The following is a 21999-nucleotide window of genomic DNA, read 5'->3' as shown; positions in this document are numbered from 1 at the left end:
GTAAAATGGAAGTAATTACAGGAGAGAATAAAAATTATTTTGCATATGCTTATACAAAAAAAGAATTTTTTGAAATTTCTTTTAGAAAATCAATTTGTATTTTGTCAACTGTTTATACATCATCTGATTCAGAAAATTTACTAAGAAAATATTTCTATATCAAATTTGTTAATGATAGTTCAAATTTTGTATTAAAAGATGATTATTTCGGATATAAAGTAAAAGATGTTTTTATTATACCTATAACAAATGAAAATCCTGATGAAATAATTAACGATATAAGAAAAAAACACAATATAGATTATGAATTATAAAAGTCCTTGGTTTGCATTGTTATTATTATCAATCATTCTTATTATTTCTAATTTGTTTGATTTTCCTTTTTTTGCATACTTTATTGTTATATGTATTTTAGCCCCATTTTTATTTATATTCTGGATTTTTAAAGTTAAACCAAAAATAGATGAAAATAAAAATTTGGTTGAAAAAAAGAAAAACATAAGTGCTATAAGAAGTAGATTTGAACCTACAATTAAATTAATTTCAGATGATTTAAAAAATATAAACCATAATGATTTTGAAATTGTTGATAGAAATAAAGAAATACATATAAAAAAATATTTGGATGAAGAGTTTAGTGGTTATTCTTTTTTTGAGTTAAGTAAAGAACTTAATTTTATAAAAATTTGTATGACTGAAAAGTTTGGACATTTTCATTTTTCAATTATTTTATTAACTACAAATTCTGATTCAAATGTTATTTTATTGAATGAAATAGCTAAAAAAATTAAATTAGAAATTACAAAATCAGATTATTACATTAGTAGGTTTAAGTATCGTTCAGTTATAGTATCAACTCACTTAATAAAAGTTAGCAATTCTTCAAATGAAATTTATGGCAAACTTTTAAAAATTTACACTCATAATCCAACTAAATCAAATTTAGATTCAATTAATAAATTTATTGAAAGTATTTAAATTTTAGCTATATCTATTTAGCAATATTAATTCATTTAGCATTATTTTATTTTCTACATTTACTAAAGAAAATAAATCACATAAATTGAATAATACAAATGAATTATTGCGATATTTATAATAAAAGTATTACTTCTTCTGAAGAATTCTGGAAGGAACAAGCCAATCAATTAGAATGGTATAATTTACCTTCCAACATTTTATCAACCGATACAAACGGTTATCCTTTATGGTTTGCTGATGGAAATTTAAACGCTTGCTACCTTGCGGTTGACAAACACATTCAAGATGGCTATGGCGAACAAGTGGCTATCATCTACGATTCACCCGTTACACAAACTGTTAAAAAGTATACATTTAACGAAGTTAAAACCGAAGTAGCCAAATTAGCTGGCGGTTTATTATCACTTGGTTTAGAAAAAGGCGATACCACTGTAATTTATATGCCAATGATTCCTCAAGCGGCTTTTGCCATGTTAGCTTGTGCTCGAATAGGAGTAACACATTCGGTAGTTTTTGGAGGTTTCGCACCGCATGAATTAGCCATTCGTATTGATGATTGCGAACCAAAAGCGATTATCACCGCTTCATCAGGAATTGAAATCGACCGATTAATTGCTTATAAACCTTTAGTAGATGAAGCTATCGAATTAGCCAATCACAAACCGGAAAAAGTGGTAGTTTTCAATAGAAAATTAGGTGCTAGAGTTCCATTCAAAAAATACGATGTGGATTATGATGCATTGGTTTATGGTTCGGAAGAAACACCTTGTATTCCTGTAAATTCGACTCATCCTTTATACATTTTATATACTTCCGGAACAACAGGTAAACCAAAAGGAATCGTCAGAGATACAGGAGGTTATGCAACCGCACTTAAATTTTCAATGCAACATATTTACGATGCAAAAGAAGGTGATGTTTTTTGGGCAGCTTCTGATGTGGGTTGGGTTGTAGGGCATAGTTATATTGTTTACGGACCTTTAATGAATAGAAATACTACCATTCTTTTTGAAGGCAAACCCATCCGAACTCCTGATGCTAGTACATTTTGGCGCGTAATTGCTGAACATAAAGTAAATATCATGTTTACCGCACCAACAGCCATTCGTGCCATTAAAAAAGAAGATCCAAACGGAGAATTCATCAAACAATATGATTTAAGCAGTTTAAGAATTCAATTCTTAGCTGGAGAACGTTGCGATGTTGCGACATTAGAATGGTATCGCGAACATATTCCAGTTCCAGCTATTGACCATTGGTGGCAAACAGAATCAGGTTGGCCAATGATTGCTAACATGATGGGAGTGGAGTATTTACCAATAAAACCAGGCTCAGCAGGAAAAGCAGTTACAGGTTACGATATCCGAATTTTTGGAGAAAACGGACAAGAATTAGGTCCAAATGAAGAAGGTTACGTAGTAATCAAATTACCATTGCCTCCAGGAACACTGTTGGATTTATGGAAAGATAACGAACGTTTTAAAGCAGGTTATTTGAATAAATTCCCAGGGTATTATTTCTCTGGTGATGGCGGATTTAAAGATGATGACGATTATATTTACATCACAGGTAGAGTAGATGATGTTATCAATGTAGCGGGTCACCGACTTTCAACCGCCGAAATGGAAGAAATTGTAGCTTCACACCACTCAGTTGCAGAATGTGCAGTAATTGGAATTAATGATGAGTTGAAAGGACAAATTCCTTTGGCATTAGTAGTAGCAAAATCTGGAGAAGACATTGAGCATTTCCAATTGCAACATGAAGTAGTGCATTTGGTTCGTGAACAAATTGGTGCAGTAGCTTCATTGCGCGATGTAGTTATTGTGCAACGTTTACCCAAAACACGTTCTGGAAAAATTCTCCGAAAAATGATGCGAAGCATTGCTGATGGTGAACAATTTCAAGTTCCTTCTACAATTGACGATGAAGCAATTATCGATGAAATCAGAGAAGTTTTAGAACATGCAAATATTGGTTGTTTTAAATAGATTTAATAGTTAATCACTAATCACTTAACTATATCTATTTAGCAAAAAAATATGAATTTCAAAAAATAGATTGGTTATATTTACACTATCAATTAAAAATAAACTAAAAAATGAGTTATTATAAAATACACGATTTAGAAAACTACTTTAAAATGTATAAGAAGTCGGTACGCGAACCAAGAAAATTCTGGGATCGTATTGCTGATGAAAACTTTGTATGGTATCAAAAATGGGATAAAGTTTTTGAAGTAGACATGCAAGAAGCTAATTTTAAATGGTTTTTAAATGCAAAAGTTAACATCACTAAAAACTGTATTGACAGACATTTAGCAAAAAGAGGCGATAAAACCGCTATTATTTTTGAACCAAATGATCCAAGCGAAGCAGCACAACATATTTCTTACAACGAATTATACGTTCGTGTATCTAAAATGGCAAATGTTTTGCGCGATCAAGGCATCAAAAAAGGCGATAGAGTTTGTATTTATTTGCCAATGATTCCCGAATTAGCCGTAGCTGTTTTAGCTTGTGCTCGAATTGGAGCTATACATTCAGTTGTTTTTGCTGGTTTTTCATCTTCAGCAGTTGCTAGTCGTATTAATGATAGTGAATGTAAAATGGTAATTACTTCTGACGGAAGCTATAGAGGTAATAAATCAATTGATTTAAAAGGAATTGTTGATGAAGCTTTAGACAAATGTCCTTGTGTTGAAACTGTTTTGGTCGTTAATAGAACCAATACAGCAGTAACCATGAAAGAAGGCAGAGATTTGTGGTTACAACCTCTTTTAGATGCTTCTTTAGGAAATAATGTTGCCGAAATTATGGATGCAGAAGATCCGTTATTCATTTTATATACTTCGGGCTCAACCGGAAAACCAAAAGGAATGGTGCATTCAACCGCTGGTTACATGGTTTACACAGCTTACACCTTTAAAAACGTTTTCAATTATGAAGAAAATGATGTGTATTGGTGTACTGCAGATATTGGTTGGATTACAGGACATTCTTATATTTTATACGGACCACTTTTAAATGGCGCTACTACCGTAATTTTTGAAGGAGTACCTTCTTACCCAGATTTTAGTCGTTTTTGGGAAGTAATTGAAAAACATAAAATCACCCAGTTTTATACAGCTCCAACAGCTATTCGTGCGTTGGCAAAAGAAAGTTTAGATTTTGTTCAAAAACATCCATTGAGTTCATTAAAAGTAATTGGTTCTGTTGGTGAACCTATTAACGAAGAGGCATGGCACTGGTATAACGACCATGTAGGAGGAAAACGATGTCCATTAGTAGACACTTGGTGGCAAACCGAAACTGGAGGAATTATGATTTCGCCAATTCCGTTTGTAACACCTACAAAACCTACGTATGCGTCATTACCCTTACCAGGAATTCAGCCTGTTTTAATGGATGAATTGCGAAATGAAATTGAAGGGAATCAAGTAACAGGAGCTTTGTGTATTAAATTCCCTTGGCCGTCAATGGCAAGAACCATTTGGGGTGATCATCAACGTTATAAAGAAACGTATTTTACAGCTTTTCCAGGTAAATATTTCACAGGAGATGGTGCTTTGCGTGATGAAGTTGGGTATTATAGAATTACAGGTAGAGTAGATGATGTTATTATTGTTTCAGGACATAATTTAGGAACAGCACCTATTGAAGATGCGATCAACGAACACCCAGCGGTTGCAGAAAGTGCAATTGTAGGCTTCCCACATGACATTAAAGGAAATGCATTATACGGTTTTGTAATTCTAAAAGAAACAGGAGAAAGTCGTGATAAAAATAATCTTGCAAAAGAGATTAATCAATTGATTTCTGATCAAATTGGTCCGATTGCGAAATTAGATAAAATACAGTTTGTGAGTGGTTTACCAAAAACTCGTTCGGGTAAAATCATGCGCAGAATATTAAGAAAGATTGCTGAAGGAGACTTCTCTAACTTTGGAGACATCTCAACTTTATTAAATCCTGAAATAGTGGATGAAATTAAAGATGGCAAGCTTTAGTTTTTTAGTTTTATTGGTTAAAAACTGCTCCATTTCTGGAGCAGTTTTTTTATTTTTGTTATTTTTTTAATCTATTCTTTATAATTACAAATAGAGAAAACAAAAATGTAATCAAATAAATAGAAGCAAGTGCTGGTTTTTCAACTGATAGATTTTTAAAGTCTATTAGTTTATACAAGGCAACTCCTACAATTATTGCAACAATTGTTAACATAAATACTGGTGCGTCATTTTTTTTCATAATTATATTTTTTTTATTTTTCTCAATTTAGTAAAATAAATTCCTGCTAAAATCAAAAAAGGAGTAGTGGAAGTAATTATTTTATAATTCCAATCTAAAATTCCTATCAAAAAGATGAATAAAACTAATATTGACAATAATAAAACAGCAATATTATTTATTTTTTTATTGAAGTATTTCAAAACAAACCCCAGTAAAAGTAATAGTTGAGTAATTAAACCTAATAATATAATTGGATGCATTAAATTATTAAACAAACTTTCTGTCTTTGAAAAAATATCATATTCAGCCTCAAATACAAACATAGAATGATTTGGCCATTCCAAATAGCAAAATTGAAAAGCAATTAATAATCCTAAATTTAGTAAGCGATTCATAATTTCATGTAAAATTCAAGTATAGTTTTCATTTTTAAATAACCATCTAAATTTGGATGAACTCCATCATCTGAATATTTTGTATCTAAACCTAAATTTTCATCAATCATTTCAGTATAATAATCAACGTATTTTATTTGATTGATTAAGGAATAAGCCTTTATCATTTGATTGAGTTGCATGATTTTATCAATTGGTTGTAATTTTGGATTCCAATAAAAACTATTTGTAGGAAGTACAGAACACAAAATTGCTTCTACGTTATTTTCATTTGCTTTATTAACCATTAAAACTATATTTTGGAAAGTTTCTTCTAATGAAATTGGACCATTATTTTCAGCAATATCATTAATTCCTGCTAAAATAATTACACGTTTAGGCTGTAAATCAATAACATCATTTTGAAAACGTTCCAAAATTTGTGAAGTTATTTGACTACTAATGCCCCTATTGATATAATCATTTTGACAAAAGAATATCGAATCGTAGCGTTCCCAAAATTCGGTTATCGAATCACCAATGAAAACAATTAGATTACCATTATTATGCAGTTTTAGTAATTTCTGATTTTCTAAAGCATATTTTTCCAAGTAAGCCCAATCGTTTTGCATCTTTTGGAATTAAATTTCTAATTTCTTTTTTAATTTCAAAAACAATAAAGCAGTTATAAAAGCATCACCACTTGCAGTATGTCGGTCCGATTTTCTAATTTTATAAATATCACATAATTCATCTAACGAACTATGTTGTTCTTGCGGTAAGTATTTCAATTTTTGATACATAACATCAGTATCCATTGCCTGATTTTTTAATTTTCCAACGTCTAATCGTGCTAAACCTTGATTAATCATTTCGATATCAAAATCAACATGATGACCAACCAAAGTGGCATCTTTTATAAATTCTAAAAAACGAATTATAGCTTCGGCTTCGACAATTTTTTCTTCTTTTCCTTCTTTTAAAATACCATGAATAGGCACCGATTCTGCTTTAAAAATGTCTTGTTGTAAAAACACTTCCATAAAATCGCCAACAATTACTTGATTGTTTTCAATAGCAACTGCACCAATAGATAAAATTCGGTCAGATTTGTAATCTAAACCAGTAGTTTCGCAATCAAAAACAACAAAACGTTTCTTTTTATCTTGATTTTCATCAAAATAAGAAAGATAGGTTTCCCAAAATTTAGGATGATCTTTAACTATTTTTTTAAACCAATTGAACGCCATATCTTAAGTGAAATAAGTTAATTGAAAACGATTTTTAATCACTTCTTGAATGTCATGTATTGGTTGAAAATCGTTCTTAAGTTTTACTTTATCTAACTTTGATAACTCGCTTAAATTCAAATACCTACCATCAGAATCATTTTTTAAACCTTCTTCCGTTCTAAACTTCAATAATTCAGCAAAAGCATCACCACAAGCTTCATAAATAGGAGCGTTCTGAGGTTCTAATTCTGCTAGTTTAGCATACCTAGAAATAGTATTGGCAGTATTCTTAATTCCTTTACCTAGGGATAAAATTCGGGCTGCATCAATCAATGGCATTAAAGCTCTTCCTTTTAAATCAAAAGTATCTTTATGTTCGCCATCACTTTCAACTAAAAACTGACGGAAAAAGCCTAATGGCGGTGGATTTTTCAAAGCATCAGCACCTAAATAGGCAAAAAACAACTGATTATCGTGGGTTTCTTCTTGGATTGTTTTGGTAATTGCATCAACTAAAGTTTCATTTCCATAAACAAAATCATAATCAAAGAAAATAGTGCACATCAAAATACCTTTTTCTCCTGGAGCCGTAATCCAACCTTTGTATTGGTTTTTCCAATCGGAAACTGATTTACACCAAAGTGGATTGCTTGCCATCATTTCTGCGGGACAATATTCATACCCAACTTTATTTAGTGTTTTAGTAACTTTTTCTGCTAATTCGATGAAATATTTTTTAACATCATCGTATTTATCTTCTGGAACATCTTCAAAAACAATTGCGTTGTCTTGATCGGTCATTAGTAATTGCTCTTTTCTTCCTTGACTACCAATGTTTAACCAAGCAAACTGGGCTGGAGGAGGAGATCCAATTTTTTCAACGGCCAATTCGATAGCTCTACTTGTTATGGCTAAGTTGATTTCACCAACAATAGAAGAAATATGATTAATAGGTACGTTTTTATCTAAAGAATGCTGAATTAAATCGGATAATTTTTCTCTTACTTCTTTTAAATCAGCAGATTTTTGTGCTCTTTTACATTGTTTTAGCAAAACTCCCGGGTTGTTTGCTTGAGCAACCACAATATCATGTTCAGTAATAATTCCTGTGATTTCAGAATCGTTTGAACCATCTTTTGTAACACATAAATGCGAAACACCGTGTTTCAACATCATAATTTGTGCTTCGGCAATAGATAAATTATCGGCAACAGTAATTACAGGCGATGACATAATTTTGTCAATCTTAACTTCAATACTAAATAATCCAGTAGCAATTTTTGAACGCAAATCTTTATCGGTTACAATGCCAATTGGTTTTCTATCTTGATGAATAATCATACTTCCAATTTTACTACTTGCCATTGTTTGCGCTACAAAGCGAACAATGTCGTTGGGTGAAGCGGTAATTGGATTTGCGGTATATTTTATAGGTTGATAATATTGAATTTCAGCATTTTGATCGTTATATATGACATTTTCAGAAATTAACTTTCCTTTATTGTTTTTATCGTACGGATTTCTTGTATTTGAAGCAAAACTTTCTAATAAAAAGCTCAAAACATCAGGGTTTTCTGCCACATAAGGTTTAAAAGTCTCGATAGGAATTGCATAAATAATACTTTCTTCGCGTGCTTTTGCAGTCATTAAATAGTTGTTCTTTGCAAAAAATGGTCGTAATCCTAAAATATCGCCTTCGTCACATTTATCTATTAGAATATCATCTGCATCAGAAGTTACTGACAAACCAACAGCGCCTGAAGCAACAACATAAAAAAATGAATGTGTCGCATCGTTAATTTTAAAAAGTGTTTGATTTTTTTCTAGGTATAAAACTTGACAACTTTTTGCAATGGTAAGCAAGTTTTGATAGGTTAAACTCGAAAATGGAGGATAGTTTTTTAAGAAATCTGTGATTCGTTCAGCAATTGGATTTTTCATATTTTGTGCATTTACCATACGAAGATACAAAATTTATAAGATGTTAATATAGATGTTTAATAAATATTCTATTTTACATAATGTATATTATAGTTCAATTGTAAATATGCTAAAATAACTCTTAAAAAGGTTTGTGTATAACTTATAGAAATAGTAATTTTGTGGCTTATTACACAAATCATGGAAAACAAACAAGCCCTAAAATTAATTGAAAAGATTCAGAAAGATTTATTACAAGATAAATTTGTAGTTTCTGAAATTGTTGAAGATTTAAAAAAAATCAGAGAAATTACTTTAGAATTAAATAATCCAGTTGTTACAAAAGCCTTACGTTTAGCTTATGAGCATTTGGATTCAAATAATGCTTTTTTTATTGGAATTCCAGATGACGAACCTGTTGATTCTAAAGAATCTGAAATCGAAGCAAATATATCAGAAGAAAATAATATTGAAAGTTTTAATTACTTCCTTTCTTTGTTCACTGATTTAAGCAAGAAAAATAACGTATTAGATTTAAAAGAATACAACAAAGCTTTTCTAGCATACTAATTCTTTTCTATTTTACATAATATTAATCGGTAGAAGTATTTTTACCGATTTTTTTTATTTTTCTTAACGTATTTCTAATTTCTATTCACTTAATTTTGTCCAAAATTTAAGATATGTCAAAAGTTAAAAAACCAAGATACAAATTATTACATCAATACTACAAATACACTGGTTTTTATGGGTTCATTTGGGAAGGTGTTAAAAAAGCAATTTTGCCAACAGTTATAGTTGTTGCCATACTTTTTTATATAAATTATGAAGTAATTAATCTTAATAAAGGATTGGTTTATATTACCCAAAATTTTAGTGATTTATTTATTTTTTCAATCTTTTTAGCTTCAGAAAGTATTTTAGGGTTAATTCCACCAGATATTTTTATAGCCTGGACAAAAAATACAGAATCACCACTACTCTATCTATCCATATTAGCTTTTCTATCCTACTTAGGAGGTGTAATTGCTTATTTTATGGGAATGGCTATTGTTGCAATTCCTTCAGTCAATAAATATTTGTATGGAAAAATGCAAAAACACGTAATTAACATGCAAAAATGGGGTGGCTTTTTAATTGCTGTGGGTGCTTTGTTACCGTTACCTTTTGCTATTGCTTGTTTGGCTGCCGGAATGATTAACTATTCAAGAAAACATTTCTTCTTGTTTGGTTTACTACGTTTCTTCCGTTTTGCTATTTATGGATTTGTAATTTATTCTGCTTTATCATGATGAAATCATTTAGATCAATTGCTCTTTTAGAAGGACTTTCTACTCTTGCATTATACTTTTTTGCAATGCCAATGAAATACATTGCAGGTGAACCTATTTATGTAAAAAATATAGGAATGGCTCATGGTGTGCTTTTTATGTTGTATATTGCTTTTGCAATTTTGAATAAAAAGTCTCAAAAATGGACACTTAAAGAATTTGCTATCATTTGTTTAGCTTCATTATTTCCATTTGCAACTTTTTATATTGACAAAAAATATTTACAACCAAAAGAAGTGTAAAACTTGAAAATTTTTAACTGGGCATACCAATTATTTAAACAATGGGATTTTAGCGAAGATGTTTCGCTTTATCTAAATTTGTTCATAAACCTTATTGTTTTAATAGTGGTTTCCTATGTTTTAGATTTTATTTTTAAAAAAATATTTATTGTTTTTTTAGCCATTGTTGCAGCAAAAACAAAATCTAGTTTTGATGACTTTTTAGTAGCTAATAAAACGGCTAAATATATTGCTCATTTGATGCCGCTTTTATTTATTTATAAAACGGTTCCTGTAATTTTAAGTAAGTTTACATATTGGGAAGACTTCTTTGAAAAAGGTGTAAAAATTTACATTATTATTCTTTCACTTTGGATTACTAGAAGTATTTTTAATGCACTTAAAGATTATTTAAAGCACAAACCACGTTTTAGCGACAAACCAATTGATAGTTACATTCAAGTAATTATGATTGTTTTATGGATTTTTGGAATTACTTCTTTTATATTGATAATGTTTGATTTTACATTAAAAACATTACTAACAACATTTGGAGCAATTTCGGCATTAATCTTTCTTATTTTTAAAGATACAATTCTTGGTTTTGTTGCCAGTATTCAGGTTTCTGTAAATGATATGGTTCGTATTGGTGATTGGATTACGATGGATAAATTTGGTGCCGATGGTGATGTAATCGAAATTAATTTAGCAACCGTTAAAGTTCGTAATTTTGATAATACAACCACAACAATTCCTACCTACAGTTTAATTTCAGATAGTTTCAAAAACTGGCGAGGAATGTTAAACTCAAATGGTCGTCGTATAAAAAGGCATATATTAATTAAAGCACATTCGGTTAAGTTTATAACACCAGAAGAAATTGAAAAATATAAAAAAATCCAACACATTGCATCATATATTGCTCACAGACAGGCTGATATTGATAAATACAATACCATAAATAAGATTGATAAATCTAATATTGTTAATGGTAGAAATTTGACGAACTTAGGCTTGTTCCGAAAATATATCAATCAGTACATTCTTTCGCATCCCGGAATTAATAAGGAAATGCTTTTAATGGTACGCTATTTACAACCTACAGAAAAAGGAATTCCTTTGGAAATTTATTGCTTTTCTAAAGATAAAGAATGGATAAACTACGAACATATTATGGCTGATATTTTTGATCATACTATGGCATCAATTCCTTATTTTGATTTAGAAGTTTTTGAAGTTGTAAGTACACAGACGAATAATTTCGAGCTATAAGCTACTTTTATTATAAAAAATAGATATTTAATGCTATTTTTGACCAAAATTCTAATTTTTAACTTTAAAATGAAAAAAATTATCTATTTATCAGTTGCTCTAACTGGTTTTTTAAATCTTTATTCTCAAGAAAAAACGGAAAAAATATCAACCGATTATAACAAATGGTCTATCGATATTAACGCTGGTTTAAGTCGTCCTACAACTCCTTTTACACAAGGATATTTTGTAGAAGATTTAAGTTTTTTCCACGTTGATTTTGGTGCACGTTATATGTTTAATCCAAAATTTGGCTTAAAAGCTGATATTGGAATTGACAAATATGACCAATCTAAAAACAGTTTACCTTTTAAAGGTGAATATTACAGAGCAAATCTTCAAGGTGTTGTAAATGTTGGTAGAATTTTAAATTTTGAAGATTTTTCACAACGTTTAAATTTGCAATTGCATGCTGGTTTTGGTTATTCTTATTTGCAAACAGATGCTTTTGATGGAAAAGATGAAATGACTAATGTTCCAATTGGTTTGACAGCTCAATTTAAAATTTCTGAAAGAGTAGCTTTAAATGCTGATTTTACAATGATTAACAACATTTCGCAACATTATACTTTTGATGGTAATACTGGCGGTGTTGATGGTCCAATTATACAAGACAGAGGTTTTAATAGTACAATGTACAATGCAACATTAGGATTTTCAATTTATCTTGGTAAAAACGGTAAACATGCCGATTGGGTAGCCGATAATTCTGAATTAGTAGCTTTAGAACAACGTGTTGCTCAGTTAGAAATCATGTTAAATGATACTGATAGAGATGGTGTTGCTGATTATGTAGATGTGGAACCTAACACTATGGGTGGAATTTCAGTTGATACTAAAGGTCGTGGAATTGACATGAATAGTAATGGTGTACCTGATGAAGTTGAATCATATATTGAGAGAATGAAAAAAGGTGATACAAACATTTCTACTAAAGGCGGACAATCTATCGAAGATTTAATCAATGGTGGTTACATTAATGTATATTTTGATACTGATTCTAGTAAACCAAAGTCTGAATCAATGGATGCAGTTAATTTTGTAATTCAATATTTAAGAAACAAACCAAATGCATCTGTTGACCTAATAGGTTATGCAGACGAAATTGGAAATTCTGAATACAACAAGTCATTATCAGTGGCTCGTTCAACTTATGTAAAAGATATTATTACAAAAGCTGGAATCAATGCTTCAAGATTAAATACTATTGGTCAAGGCGAAGATAATTCGGTTGATGCTAACTCTAAAGAAGCAAGAAGTTTGGTTAGAAGAGTTACTTTCAAATTAAAGTAATTAACAACTGATTCTTAATAACTTAAAATAACCTTCAAGAAATTGGAGGTTATTTTTTTTAACTTTAATCAACTATAAAGAAAACCATCATGAAAACTAAAGATGAAGCTATTTTAGAAATTAGAGGTGAATCTATTGGAACTATTTTTGAAAACTCAAGTTCTGAAGAAAAATTTCAAAACCAAACCCTTCGCCCTATTTTAAAGTTTCAAAATGATTTATTTATCGAAGTTTTTAGAAATTATGCCATTAAACAAAAAAATGCCTTTTTTTCGTTAACACCTGAAAAGAAAATGATTTACATTGAAAATGCCATTCAGCGTGATATCAAATTTAGAAATTCATTAAAAGGAATTATCATTGGCATGTTTACGATTTCCGAATATAAAGATTACATTCAAAACTCGTCTAACATTAACAAACGCATGATGAATTTACTAATTGAACGTTTAAAAAGCCAAATTCAATTATTTGAAGAAAATTAGTAAATCGATTCTCCATTCAAATCCGTACTCAAAACATCACTCATATAATCAAAAAAAGGTCGCATTGCTTTGAATGTAGCCAAAACTTCTTCTTGAAAATTAGGAGATAAAACTTCTTTATTTGAAAACTTTCTTCTAATTACAAATTGTTTTTTTCTAATTAATTCAATGTCTGGATGTGTTTTGTCAAAACCTTTAGGTGCGGTTTTCAGTTCCTCGCCTTCTAATGTTCCAAAATAGGAAACAAACGTTTTATCAGTAATAATCTCTTTTAAATCAGAAGCATCTAATTCGATTTCCTTTCTAATTCTAAATAAATCTTCATTGTTGGGTTCCCAAAAACCTCCACCAACAAAACTTGCATCATTCTCAATGTGCAAATACATACCTCCACGCAATAAAGGTTTTGTTCTATCAAAACTTACCGAAAAATGATTTTTATAAGGTGTTTTATCCTTTGAAAAACGAATGTCTCTATAAATGCGATGCATTTGCATTTTTTCGATACTATCGATTTTTTCTAAATTGGTTAGTATTTGTGTAAAAAAAGTTTTAGTAGTTTTTTGCTCGCTGTCAAAACGTTTTTTATTTTCTGTAAACCATTCGCGGTTGTTGTTTTCTTTGAGTTGAGTTAGAAATTCTAAGGTTGATTTTTGTAGCATATTCATTATTTTTTCAATCGGTCTTCAATAAATTCAATTTGGGTTTTACCATGTGGTTTTGGTTTTCCATTTTCATCTAAATTAACCATGGTGATGTTATCAATCGTGATGATTTTTTCGCGTGTCATCATATTACGAACTTCACATTTCAAAACTAACGATGATTTTCCAAAATGTGCCACATCCAAACCAATTTCAACAATATCGCCCTGTTTGGCGGCACTCATGAAATTAATTTCACTCATAAACTTGGTCACTACTTTTGGATTTTCCAATTGTACAATTGAATACAAAGCAGCTTCTTCGTCTATCCAAGCCAATAATTTACCACCGAATAACGTTCCGTTTGCATTCAAATCTTCGGGTTTTACCCATTTTCTGGTATGAAATCGCATCTTGAATTTTTATTTTAAAGGTAAGAATTTTTGGAGAAATTTGGATATATTTGGGAAAACTTTAAATCAATTATGAAAATTAAAATTATCCTTTTTACAATAAACATCTTTTTCTTTTCTTTTATTTCTTCCGCACAAAGTTATAAGTTTGATAAATTTATAATATATCAAAATTTAACGGATTCAATTGAATCGAATGTTTACTGTAATTCAAATAATTCAAATTATTTCTTAAGAGTATTAAATTCTTATCATGGACAAGAAGCCTTAATTTATGACCTTATAAATAAAAAAGTTCATTATTTTGATGTTATAAAAAAATCAATTGGTGATGATTCAAATGAAATATCATTCAAATATAAAAATTCAAAGGCAGTAATCGAAAAATATAATACTAATTACTTTTTTGAATACAATAAAATAGATGATGATAGTTTATATAATTATTCTAAATTAGTTGTTTACAAAAATAAATCTAAGAATAAAAAAATAAATGAAATTGAATTAAAAATCAAAAAAGATAAATCAAATTACTTTCCTTTGTATCGATTTTGTACGATGCATACATTTGAGTTTAAGACTGAAATGGATTTTAGTATAGATGGAATAGTAGAAACATCAAGAACAAAAAAAGACGATTTAATTACTAATGAAATTGTTTTAACAAATTTTGAAGATTTTGATTTAGAATTAGTTGTGCCTAAAGATTTGATTATTAAATAATTCTAAAATGAATCTAACTGGGAACTGGCAGGGCTTTTATGAATATGGTAGTGGTTATGAACTGCCTTATTTTGGTCAACGTGTGAATATAAAGGCTTCTATTACTGATTTAAATGGTTCGTTTACAGGAGAAATTGAAGAAGATGGTTCTGTTTTTTCTGTTAAATTAGAAGCCACAATACAAGGATTTATTGAAGATGGTTTTATTTCTTTTGTCAAAAAATATCCAAAAAGACCCATCATTGTAGAACATTCAACTACAATCAATTATGAAAGCGGTTCTTTAGAAATTGAGCATGAAGGCATTGTTGATGCACAAAATAATTCAATCTATGGAAATTGGTTTATCATTGAAACAATAACAGATGAATTTGGTACTTTTGAAAACTCATCTCAAGGAATTTGGCTTTTAACCAAACTATAAGAACCTTACTTCTCCCTTCCCTTCAAAACATCCACTACATCATGCAACTGAAAACCTTTCGCTTGCAATAAAATTAAGTAGTGAAACAATAAATCGGCACTTTCAGATAAGAACAAATCATCGTTGTTGTCTTTGGCTTCAATGACTACTTCAATGGCTTCTTCACCTACTTTTTGAGCGATTTTGTTAATTCCTTTTGCAAATAATGAAGCTACATAACTCTTTTCTGCATCGGCATTTGCTTTGCGTGTTGTAATCGTGTTTTCTAATTTTGATAAAAACCTAAACTCTTGATTGTTAACTTCTTGCCAACATGTATCTAAACCTGTGTGACAAGTTGGGCCAACAGGTTTTACTTTTACTAAAAGCGTATCGTTATCGCAATCTTCTTTAATCGAAATCAATTCTAAAAAGTTGCCACTCTCCTCGCCTTTTGTCCATAATCTATTTTTAGTGCGACTGAAGAAGGTTACTTTATTGGTCGCCAACGTTTGGTCAAGAGCTTCTTGATTCATATAGCCTAACATTAAAACATTTTTGGTTTCGTTATCTTGTATTATGGCTGGGATAAGGTTATCTGGGGTTTTGTTGAAATTGATATTCATAATTTTATTTTTAAACATATAAGTCATATAAGTTGATTCGTTAAATTGAGTTCATCTTTAAGTTCATAAAAGTTACACTCTAATTGCAATATTTTGATTCTTTAAAAACTGTTTCAATTCTGGGATTTCGATTTCTTGATAGTGAAAAACACTGGCGGCTAAAGCGGCATCAGCTTTTCCATTGATAAATGTTTCAGCAAAATGTTCCATAGTTCCAGCGCCACCAGAAGCGATAATGGGAATGTTTACGATTTCGGATAACTTGGCTAAAGCTTCATTAGCGAATCCATTTTTGGTTCCGTCATTATTCATAGAAGTGAACAAGATTTCTCCAGCACCACGTTGCTCTACTTCTTTTGCCCAATCAAACAAATTCAATTCCGTTGAAACTTTTCCACCTACTAAATGAACTATCCAATCGCCATCGATTTGTTTGGCATCAATGGCAACTACTACACACTGACTTCCATATTTTGCTGCAATTTCGTTTATTAAATCAGGATTTTTAACAGCTGAAGAGTTGATCGAAATTTTATCCGCACCATTGCGAAGCAAAATATCAACATCAGCAACAGATGAAATGCCACCACCAACCGTAAACGGAATATTTATCGCAACAGCAACCTTTCGAACCAAGCCAATTAATGTCGCTCGACGTTCTTCTGTAGCTGAAATATCAAGGAAAACAAGTTCATCAGCACCGGTTTTTGCGTATTTCTTAGCCAATTCCACTGGATCACCGGCATCTTTTAAATCAACAAAATTAACACCTTTGACGGTTCGTCCGTTTTTTATGTCTAAGCAGGGAATGATTCTTTTTGTCAACATGATTTAGTGATTAGTGATAAGTAAATAGTGATTAGCTTTCCAAACTTTTCACTATTTCCTTTTCACTTTTTACTTATTAATAATATAGTTTTCTAATTGCTTTAAAGTAATTCTGCCTTCGTAAATGGCTTTTCCAATGATGGTGCCTTCACAACCTAATTCGGCTAATTTGGGTAATTCATCAAATGTGGATATGCCTCCAGAAGCGATAAGTTTCAAATCTTTGGTTTGTTCTAAAATTCTTTGATACAATTCAAAACTTGGACCTTCTAACATACCGTCTTTTGAAATATCGGTGCAAATTACGTATTGAATACCTTCTTGTTGATAACTTTGAATAAACGGAATAACTTCTTCTTTCGATTCTTCTAACCACCCTGAAATCGCCACTTTTTCATTCATAGCATCTGCTCCTAAAATGATTTTATCAGTTCCGTATTGCTGCATCCAACTTTTGAAAACCTCTGGTTGTTTGATGGCAATACTTCCTCCTGTGATTTGATTCGCGCCACTTTCAAAAGCAATTTTTAAATTGGTATCTGATTTCAAACCACCACCAAAATCGATTTTTAAATTCGTTTTCGAAGCAATTTGTTCCAAAACTTTATAATTCACGATTTGGCCTGATTTTGCTCCATCTAAATCAACCAAATGCAAATACTCAATTCCGTGTGCTTCAAATGATTTGGCTACTTCCAATGGATTTTCGTTGTAAATTTTCTTCGTATCGTAATCGCCTTTGGAAAGTCGGACGCATTTTCCTTCTATAATATCAATTGCGGGTATTATTCTCATTTTCAATATTTTTTGGAACACAGATTATTAAAATTGAAGAAATCTTTAAAATCTTTCATTTGTTTAAGTTTAAATTTTTGAAATTTCTTGTATTTCTTAGATCTGTGTTCCTATTTTTAAAATTATAGGTTCAAAAAGTTTTTCAAAATTTGTTCTCCGAAAACACCACTTTTCTCGGGATGAAATTGCACTCCGAAAAAGTTATCGCGTTGCAATGCTGTGCTGTATTCGAGTTCGTAATTCGTGGTGGCAATCGTGTTTTCAGATAAAGACGCATAATAACTATGAACCAAATACATGAATTCGTTTTCTTTAATTCCTTCAAATAATGGCGTTTTTAGGTTATAAATCGTATTCCAACCCATCTGTGGTACTTTAACTTCGTTTGAGAATTTCACCACATTGACATCAAAAATTCCTAATCCATTCGTGTTACCTTCTTCCGAATGTTTACACATCAATTGCATGCCCAAACAAATTCCTAAAACCGGTTGTTTTAAGGTTGGAATCAACGCATCTAAACCACTTTCATGTAACATTTCCATGGCACTACTCGCCTCGCCTACACCAGGAAAAATAACTTTTTCAGCGGTTTTTATGGTATTCCAATCATTGGTAACATTTCCTTCAAAACCAAGTCGTTCCAAAGCGAATAAAACACTTTGAACATTTCCTGCTCCGTAATCTATAATAGCTATTTTCATTACAACATTCCTTTGGTTGAAGGTAAAATCATTTTTTCTGTATCGCGTTTTACCGCTACTTTTATAGCTTTTGCGAAAGCTTTGAAAATGGCTTCGATTTTATGGTGTTCATTTGTGCCTTCTGCTTTTATGTTTAGATTGGCTTTGGCACCATCTGTGAACGATTTGAAGAAGTGAAAAAACATTTCCGTTGGCATTTGACCAATCATTTCACGTTTAAATTCGGCTTCCCAAACTAACCAGTTTCTTCCTCCAAAATCAATGGCTACTTGTGCTAAACAATCGTCCATTGGCAAACAAAATCCGTAACGTTCGATGCCTAATTTATTTCCCAATGCTTTTGCAAAAACTTCACCTAGAGCAATGGCTGTATCTTCAATCGTGTGGTGTTCGTCGACTTCTAAATCCCCTTTTACTTGAATATCTAAATCCATTTGTCCATGACGCGCAATTTGGTCTAACATGTGATCGAAAAAGGAAATTCCAGTATTAATATTGCTTTTTCCTGTTCCGTCTAGATTTAATGTGATGCCAATAGCTGTTTCATTGGTTTTTCGGGAAATGGAAGCGGTTCTGTTTTTTAGTTTCAAAAATTCATAAATCTGTTGCCAATCGTTTGTTTCCAGAGCAATTATAGGTTGTAATTCTTCTTGTTTAACCGATATTTCGGCAGTTCCTAAATGGGTTTCATCGTTTATAAAAATTGCTTTTGAACCTAAATTTTTAGCCAATTCCACATCGGTAAGTCGATCACCAATTACAAATGAATTTTCTAAATCATATTCCTCAGAAAAATAAGCAGTTAACAAACCTGTTCCAGGTTTTCGGGTATTTTTATTTTCGTATGGAAATGATTTATCGATAAAAACCTTATCAAAAATAACACCTTCGTTTTCATAGGTTTTCATGATGAAATTGTGAACTGGCCAAAACGTTTCTTCGGGAAATTTAGCTGTTCCCAAGCCATCTTGATTCGTAATCATTACCAACTCATAATCTAATTCTTTCGCAATTTTACTCAAGTACGAAAGGCATTTTGGATAAAAAATCATTTTATCAAAACCATCAATTTGTTCGTCGATAGTTTCTTTTATAATTGTTCCGTCGCGGTCGATGAATAATACTTTTTTAGCCATTGTTGAAAGATTTTAATAGTTCAATTACACGTTCGTTTTCTTCTTTATTTCCAATCGTAATGCGTAAACAATTTTCACATAATGGCTGATTACTTCTGTTGCGAACCACTACTCCATTATCTAAAAATTGTTGGTATCTGAAGTTAGCATCATCTACTTTTATTAAAATAAAATTCGCATCCGAAGGAAATATTTTTTCTATAAATTTAGTAGATTTTAAAGCAACTATGAGTTTTTCTTTTTCTGCCAAAATTTTTCTAACCTGAGCTTTTAGTGTGCTTTGCAATAATTTTTTTTCAGCAGTTTCTTGTGAAAGAATATTTACATTATAAGGTGGCTTTATTTTGCTTAAAACTGAAATAATAGGCTTTGAAGCGTACAAAATTCCAATTCGTAAACCTGCCATTGCATACGCTTTTGATAAAGTTTGAGTGATGATTAAATTTGGAAAATCGTTTAATTCATTTAACCAACTTTTGTTAGATGAAAAATCAATATATGCTTCATCTAAAACGACCAAGCCATTAAAATTATTCAAAACTTTAATAATAGATTCGTCTGAAAATGAATTTCCAGTTGGGTTATTTGGCGAACACAAAAAGATGACTTTTGTGTTACTATCAACTGCATCTAAAATCGCATCTACATTGGGATGAAATTCTTCATTTAATAATACTTCACGATTTTCGATTGCGTTGATATTTGCTAAAACTCCATACATTCCGTAAGTTGGTGGCAATGTAATGATGTTATCTTTATTGGGTTCACAAAAAGTTCTAAAAATCAAATCTAGCACTTCATCACTTCCATTTCCCAATAAAATATTTTCAATATAAATATCTTTTTTATCTGCAATTACAGCTTTCAAGTCTTTTTGTTGTGGATCAGGATAACGATTTATACCATTTGTGAAAGGATTTTCGTTGGCATCTAAATAAATCATTGGTTTGGTAAACTGTTCAAATTCGTCGCGCGCTGAGGAATAGGGACTCAGTTTTTTTACGTTTTCTCGGATTAGGTTTTCTAAATTCATAGCTGTTATTTTAATCTTAATGAAACGGCGTTTTTGTGAGCTTCTAAACCTTCGGCTTCTGCCATAGTTTCAATTGCTTTTCCAATGTTTTGAATTCCTTCATTTGATATTTTTTGGAATGTCATCGCTTTTAAGAAACTATCTAGATTTACACCGCTATAACTCTTGGAATAGCCGTTTGTTGGCAAAGTGTGATTGGTTCCTGAAGCATAATCTCCTGCGCTTTCTGGAGTATAATTTCCAATAAAAATCGAACCTGCATTTTGAATGCCATCAACGAAATAATCTTCATTCTTGGAACATACGATAAAATGCTCTGGGCCGTATTCGTTAATTAACGATAAAGCTGTCTTTTCGGTTTCAACGAAGATTAATTTAGAATTATTAATAGCTACTTGAGCGATTTCTTGTCTCGGAAGTTCTTTTAATTGTTTGTATACTTCTTCTTCTACATCGTTTAAAATGTTTTTGTTAGTAGTTACCAAAATCACTTGGCTATCTTTTCCGTGTTCAGCTTGACTTAGTAAATCAGAAGCTACGAAACTTGGAATGGCGGTTTCATCTGCATAGACTAATAATTCACTTGGACCAGCAGGCATGTCAATAGCGACTCCATTCTGTGATGCAAATTGTTTCGCAATTGTTACAAATTGATTGCCAGGTCCGAAAATTTTATATACTTGAGGAATCGTTTCTGTTCCGAAAGTCATTCCGGCAATAGCTTGAATTCCACCTACTTTGTAGATTTTTGTTACGCCACACAAATCAGCAGCATATAAAATTGCGGAATTGATTTTACCATTTTTATCCGATGGCGAACACAATACAATCTCTTGACAACCTGCTAATTTTGCTGGAACTGCCAACATTAAAACCGTTGAAAACAAAGGAGCAGTTCCGCCAGGGATGTATAAGCCTACTTTTTGAATTGGTCTTTTTTCTTGCCAACACGTAACTCCGATAGTAGTTTCTACCACAATTTTATCCGTTTTTTGAGCTGCGTGAAATTGTTCAATATTCGATTTTGCTAATTGAATTGCATCTTTTAATTTGGCTGAAACTTCATTTTTTGCGTTTTCAATTTCTTCTGGAGTTACTTGAATATTTTCTAAAGTTACTCCATCAAAAAAAGATGCATATTTTGAAATTGCTTTGTCTCCTTTTTGTTGTACTTCTTTGAAGATTTGCTTTACCGTTTCTTCTACATCAGAGAACGTTTGGGTGGGTCTTTTGCAAATTTCTGACCAAGTTTCAGGTTGTGGGTTGTATATTTTTTTCATTTCTTTTATATTAACACTTCGACAGGCTCAGTGT

26 protein-coding genes are annotated in these 21999 nt (G+C 31.0%); 12 read left to right on the top strand and 14 right to left on the bottom strand.

Going from position 1 to position 21999, the window contains the following annotated elements; genetic code table 11:
- The first annotated feature begins 5 nt into the window (after positions 1-5).
- The 4 genes from M9Q43_RS09040 to acs all read left to right on the top strand — a co-directional run bounded on the left by M9Q43_RS09040 (position 6) and on the right by acs (position 4990).
- A complete protein-coding gene (locus M9Q43_RS09040) occupies positions 6-314 on the top strand; it encodes a hypothetical protein (RefSeq protein ID WP_262318609.1) in 309 nt (102 codons plus the stop codon).
- A complete protein-coding gene (locus tag M9Q43_RS09035) occupies positions 304-978 on the top strand; it encodes a hypothetical protein (RefSeq protein WP_262318608.1) in 675 nt (224 codons plus the stop codon). Before M9Q43_RS09040 ends, M9Q43_RS09035 begins: the two co-directional genes overlap by 11 nt.
- 98 nt (positions 979-1076) lie before the next feature.
- Entirely contained in the window at positions 1077-2972 is a 1896-nt protein-coding gene (locus tag M9Q43_RS09030) for an acetate--CoA ligase (RefSeq protein ID WP_262318607.1), read from the top strand.
- A 110-nt stretch (positions 2973-3082) separates the two neighbouring features.
- On the top strand, positions 3083-4990 hold the full coding sequence (gene acs / locus M9Q43_RS09025; protein WP_262318606.1) for an acetate--CoA ligase: 1908 nt from the start codon (positions 3083-3085) through the stop codon (positions 4988-4990).
- Positions 4991-5048: 58 nt separating this feature from the next.
- Here acs and M9Q43_RS09020 read toward each other — a convergent pair whose 3' ends face one another.
- From M9Q43_RS09020 to M9Q43_RS09000, 5 genes are read right to left on the bottom strand one after another with little or no spacing between them, the layout of a single operon-like run.
- Positions 5049-5231: a hypothetical protein gene (locus tag M9Q43_RS09020; RefSeq protein ID WP_262318605.1), complete on the bottom strand. Its 183-nt coding sequence runs from the start codon at positions 5229-5231 to the stop codon at positions 5049-5051.
- Between the two features lie 2 nt (positions 5232-5233).
- The gene (locus M9Q43_RS09015) at positions 5234-5608 is read right to left on the bottom strand and encodes a hypothetical protein (RefSeq protein WP_262318604.1); all 375 of its coding nucleotides are present in this window, start codon (positions 5606-5608) and stop codon (positions 5234-5236) included.
- Positions 5605-6219, bottom strand: coding sequence for a GDSL-type esterase/lipase family protein (locus M9Q43_RS09010; RefSeq protein WP_262318603.1), 615 nt, complete (start codon positions 6217-6219; stop codon positions 5605-5607). Before M9Q43_RS09010 ends, M9Q43_RS09015 begins: the two co-directional genes overlap by 4 nt.
- Positions 6220-6228: 9 nt before the next feature.
- Positions 6229-6837 carry a 3'-5' exonuclease gene (locus M9Q43_RS09005; RefSeq protein WP_262318602.1) on the bottom strand — a complete coding sequence of 203 codons (609 nt, stop codon included), beginning with the start codon at positions 6835-6837 and terminating at the stop codon, positions 6229-6231.
- 3 nt (positions 6838-6840) lie between these two features.
- A complete protein-coding gene (locus M9Q43_RS09000; protein ID WP_262318601.1) occupies positions 6841-8760 on the bottom strand; it encodes a DUF294 nucleotidyltransferase-like domain-containing protein in 1920 nt (639 codons plus the stop codon).
- A 180-nt stretch (positions 8761-8940) separates the two neighbouring features.
- On the opposite strand from M9Q43_RS09000, the gene M9Q43_RS08995 reads away from it, so the two are divergent.
- From M9Q43_RS08995 to M9Q43_RS08970, 6 genes are all read left to right on the top strand, one after another.
- Entirely contained in the window at positions 8941-9309 is a 369-nt protein-coding gene (locus tag M9Q43_RS08995; protein WP_262318600.1) for a hypothetical protein, read from the top strand.
- A gap of 113 nt (positions 9310-9422) precedes the next feature.
- Positions 9423-10031: a YqaA family protein gene (locus M9Q43_RS08990; protein WP_262318599.1), complete on the top strand. Its 609-nt coding sequence runs from the start codon at positions 9423-9425 to the stop codon at positions 10029-10031.
- Positions 10028-10312: a DUF3817 domain-containing protein gene (locus M9Q43_RS08985; RefSeq protein WP_262318598.1), complete on the top strand. Its 285-nt coding sequence runs from the start codon at positions 10028-10030 to the stop codon at positions 10310-10312. Before M9Q43_RS08990 ends, M9Q43_RS08985 begins: the two co-directional genes overlap by 4 nt.
- A gap of 3 nt (positions 10313-10315) precedes the next feature.
- The gene (locus M9Q43_RS08980; RefSeq protein ID WP_262318597.1) at positions 10316-11563 is read left to right on the top strand and encodes a mechanosensitive ion channel family protein; all 1248 of its coding nucleotides are present in this window, start codon (positions 10316-10318) and stop codon (positions 11561-11563) included.
- 69 nt (positions 11564-11632) lie between these two features.
- Complete coding sequence (locus M9Q43_RS08975) at positions 11633-12895, top strand: OmpA family protein (RefSeq protein ID WP_262318596.1); 1263 nt, start codon at positions 11633-11635, stop codon at positions 12893-12895.
- 89 nt (positions 12896-12984) lie between these two features.
- A complete protein-coding gene (locus M9Q43_RS08970; RefSeq protein WP_262318595.1) occupies positions 12985-13380 on the top strand; it encodes a glyoxalase in 396 nt (131 codons plus the stop codon).
- On the opposite strand, the gene M9Q43_RS08965 is transcribed toward M9Q43_RS08970, so the two are convergent.
- Complete coding sequence (locus M9Q43_RS08965; protein ID WP_262318594.1) at positions 13377-14048, bottom strand: DUF2461 domain-containing protein; 672 nt, start codon at positions 14046-14048, stop codon at positions 13377-13379. The genes M9Q43_RS08970 and M9Q43_RS08965 overlap by 4 nt on opposite strands.
- Positions 14048-14437 (bottom strand): acyl-CoA thioesterase, encoded by a 390-nt coding sequence (locus M9Q43_RS08960; protein WP_262318593.1) that lies wholly within the window; start codon positions 14435-14437, stop codon positions 14048-14050. The genes M9Q43_RS08965 and M9Q43_RS08960 overlap by 1 nt, the downstream gene beginning before the upstream one ends.
- A gap of 72 nt (positions 14438-14509) precedes the next feature.
- Here M9Q43_RS08960 and M9Q43_RS08955 point away from each other — a divergent pair, with 72 nt between their 5' ends.
- Together M9Q43_RS08955 and M9Q43_RS08950 are read left to right on the top strand one after the other, a co-directional pair.
- Positions 14510-15160, top strand: coding sequence for a hypothetical protein (locus tag M9Q43_RS08955; protein ID WP_262318592.1), 651 nt, complete (start codon positions 14510-14512; stop codon positions 15158-15160).
- Between the two features lie 7 nt (positions 15161-15167).
- Complete coding sequence (locus tag M9Q43_RS08950; RefSeq protein ID WP_262318591.1) at positions 15168-15584, top strand: hypothetical protein; 417 nt, start codon at positions 15168-15170, stop codon at positions 15582-15584.
- 5 nt (positions 15585-15589) lie between these two features.
- On the opposite strand, the gene hisIE is transcribed toward M9Q43_RS08950, so the two are convergent.
- The 7 genes from hisIE to hisD form a co-directional block, all read right to left on the bottom strand.
- Positions 15590-16189 (bottom strand): bifunctional phosphoribosyl-AMP cyclohydrolase/phosphoribosyl-ATP diphosphatase HisIE, encoded by a 600-nt coding sequence (gene hisIE / locus M9Q43_RS08945; protein WP_262318590.1) that lies wholly within the window; start codon positions 16187-16189, stop codon positions 15590-15592.
- 72 nt (positions 16190-16261) lie between these two features.
- Complete coding sequence (hisF, locus tag M9Q43_RS08940; protein WP_262318589.1) at positions 16262-17017, bottom strand: imidazole glycerol phosphate synthase subunit HisF; 756 nt, start codon at positions 17015-17017, stop codon at positions 16262-16264.
- 69 nt (positions 17018-17086) lie between these two features.
- Entirely contained in the window at positions 17087-17812 is a 726-nt protein-coding gene (hisA, locus tag M9Q43_RS08935) for a 1-(5-phosphoribosyl)-5-[(5-phosphoribosylamino)methylideneamino]imidazole-4-carboxamide isomerase (protein WP_262318588.1), read from the bottom strand.
- A 122-nt stretch (positions 17813-17934) separates the two neighbouring features.
- The gene (gene hisH, locus M9Q43_RS08930; protein WP_262318587.1) at positions 17935-18516 is read right to left on the bottom strand and encodes an imidazole glycerol phosphate synthase subunit HisH; all 582 of its coding nucleotides are present in this window, start codon (positions 18514-18516) and stop codon (positions 17935-17937) included.
- Positions 18516-19652: a bifunctional histidinol-phosphatase/imidazoleglycerol-phosphate dehydratase HisB gene (gene hisB, locus M9Q43_RS08925; protein WP_262318586.1), complete on the bottom strand. Its 1137-nt coding sequence runs from the start codon at positions 19650-19652 to the stop codon at positions 18516-18518. Before hisB ends, hisH begins: the two co-directional genes overlap by 1 nt.
- The gene (hisC, locus tag M9Q43_RS08920; RefSeq protein ID WP_408611252.1) at positions 19645-20694 is read right to left on the bottom strand and encodes a histidinol-phosphate transaminase; all 1050 of its coding nucleotides are present in this window, start codon (positions 20692-20694) and stop codon (positions 19645-19647) included. The genes hisB and hisC overlap by 8 nt, the downstream gene beginning before the upstream one ends.
- Entirely contained in the window at positions 20691-21965 is a 1275-nt protein-coding gene (gene hisD / locus M9Q43_RS08915; RefSeq protein WP_262318584.1) for a histidinol dehydrogenase, read from the bottom strand. Before hisD ends, hisC begins: the two co-directional genes overlap by 4 nt.
- Positions 21966-21999 lie beyond the last annotated feature (34 nt).

This window comes from Flavobacterium odoriferum (assembly GCF_025499515.1).
Taxonomy (GTDB): Bacteria; Bacteroidota; Bacteroidia; order Flavobacteriales; family Flavobacteriaceae; genus Flavobacterium; species Flavobacterium odoriferum.
This window is presented reverse-complemented; position numbering and strand designations above follow the sequence as displayed.

Excerpts from the sequence above, each read along its gene's own strand:
- M9Q43_RS09040 (WP_262318609.1), top strand. The coding sequence starts at position 6 with ATGGAAGTAATTACAGGAGAGAATAAAAATTATTTTGCATATGCTTAT.
- M9Q43_RS09035 (WP_262318608.1), top strand. The coding sequence starts at position 304 with ATGAATTATAAAAGTCCTTGGTTTGCATTGTTATTATTATCAATCATT.
- M9Q43_RS09030 (WP_262318607.1), top strand. The coding sequence starts at position 1,077 with ATGAATTATTGCGATATTTATAATAAAAGTATTACTTCTTCTGAAGAA.
- acs (WP_262318606.1), top strand. The coding sequence starts at position 3,083 with ATGAGTTATTATAAAATACACGATTTAGAAAACTACTTTAAAATGTAT.
- M9Q43_RS09020 (WP_262318605.1), bottom strand. The coding sequence starts at position 5,231 with ATGAAAAAAAATGACGCACCAGTATTTATGTTAACAATTGTTGCAATA.
- M9Q43_RS09015 (WP_262318604.1), bottom strand. The coding sequence starts at position 5,608 with ATGAATCGCTTACTAAATTTAGGATTATTAATTGCTTTTCAATTTTGC.
- M9Q43_RS09010 (WP_262318603.1), bottom strand. The coding sequence starts at position 6,219 with ATGCAAAACGATTGGGCTTACTTGGAAAAATATGCTTTAGAAAATCAG.
- M9Q43_RS09005 (WP_262318602.1), bottom strand. The coding sequence starts at position 6,837 with ATGGCGTTCAATTGGTTTAAAAAAATAGTTAAAGATCATCCTAAATTT.
- M9Q43_RS09000 (WP_262318601.1), bottom strand. The coding sequence starts at position 8,760 with ATGAAAAATCCAATTGCTGAACGAATCACAGATTTCTTAAAAAACTAT.
- M9Q43_RS08995 (WP_262318600.1), top strand. The coding sequence starts at position 8,941 with ATGGAAAACAAACAAGCCCTAAAATTAATTGAAAAGATTCAGAAAGAT.
- M9Q43_RS08990 (WP_262318599.1), top strand. The coding sequence starts at position 9,423 with ATGTCAAAAGTTAAAAAACCAAGATACAAATTATTACATCAATACTAC.
- M9Q43_RS08985 (WP_262318598.1), top strand. The coding sequence starts at position 10,028 with ATGATGAAATCATTTAGATCAATTGCTCTTTTAGAAGGACTTTCTACT.
- M9Q43_RS08975 (WP_262318596.1), top strand. The coding sequence starts at position 11,633 with ATGAAAAAAATTATCTATTTATCAGTTGCTCTAACTGGTTTTTTAAAT.
- M9Q43_RS08970 (WP_262318595.1), top strand. The coding sequence starts at position 12,985 with ATGAAAACTAAAGATGAAGCTATTTTAGAAATTAGAGGTGAATCTATT.
- M9Q43_RS08965 (WP_262318594.1), bottom strand. The coding sequence starts at position 14,048 with ATGAATATGCTACAAAAATCAACCTTAGAATTTCTAACTCAACTCAAA.
- M9Q43_RS08960 (WP_262318593.1), bottom strand. The coding sequence starts at position 14,437 with ATGCGATTTCATACCAGAAAATGGGTAAAACCCGAAGATTTGAATGCA.
- M9Q43_RS08955 (WP_262318592.1), top strand. The coding sequence starts at position 14,510 with ATGAAAATTAAAATTATCCTTTTTACAATAAACATCTTTTTCTTTTCT.
- M9Q43_RS08950 (WP_262318591.1), top strand. The coding sequence starts at position 15,168 with ATGAATCTAACTGGGAACTGGCAGGGCTTTTATGAATATGGTAGTGGT.
- hisIE (WP_262318590.1), bottom strand. The coding sequence starts at position 16,189 with ATGAATATCAATTTCAACAAAACCCCAGATAACCTTATCCCAGCCATA.
- hisF (WP_262318589.1), bottom strand. The coding sequence starts at position 17,017 with ATGTTGACAAAAAGAATCATTCCCTGCTTAGACATAAAAAACGGACGA.
- hisA (WP_262318588.1), bottom strand. The coding sequence starts at position 17,812 with ATGAGAATAATACCCGCAATTGATATTATAGAAGGAAAATGCGTCCGA.
- hisH (WP_262318587.1), bottom strand. The coding sequence starts at position 18,516 with ATGAAAATAGCTATTATAGATTACGGAGCAGGAAATGTTCAAAGTGTT.
- hisB (WP_262318586.1), bottom strand. The coding sequence starts at position 19,652 with ATGGCTAAAAAAGTATTATTCATCGACCGCGACGGAACAATTATAAAA.
- hisD (WP_262318584.1), bottom strand. The coding sequence starts at position 21,965 with ATGAAAAAAATATACAACCCACAACCTGAAACTTGGTCAGAAATTTGC.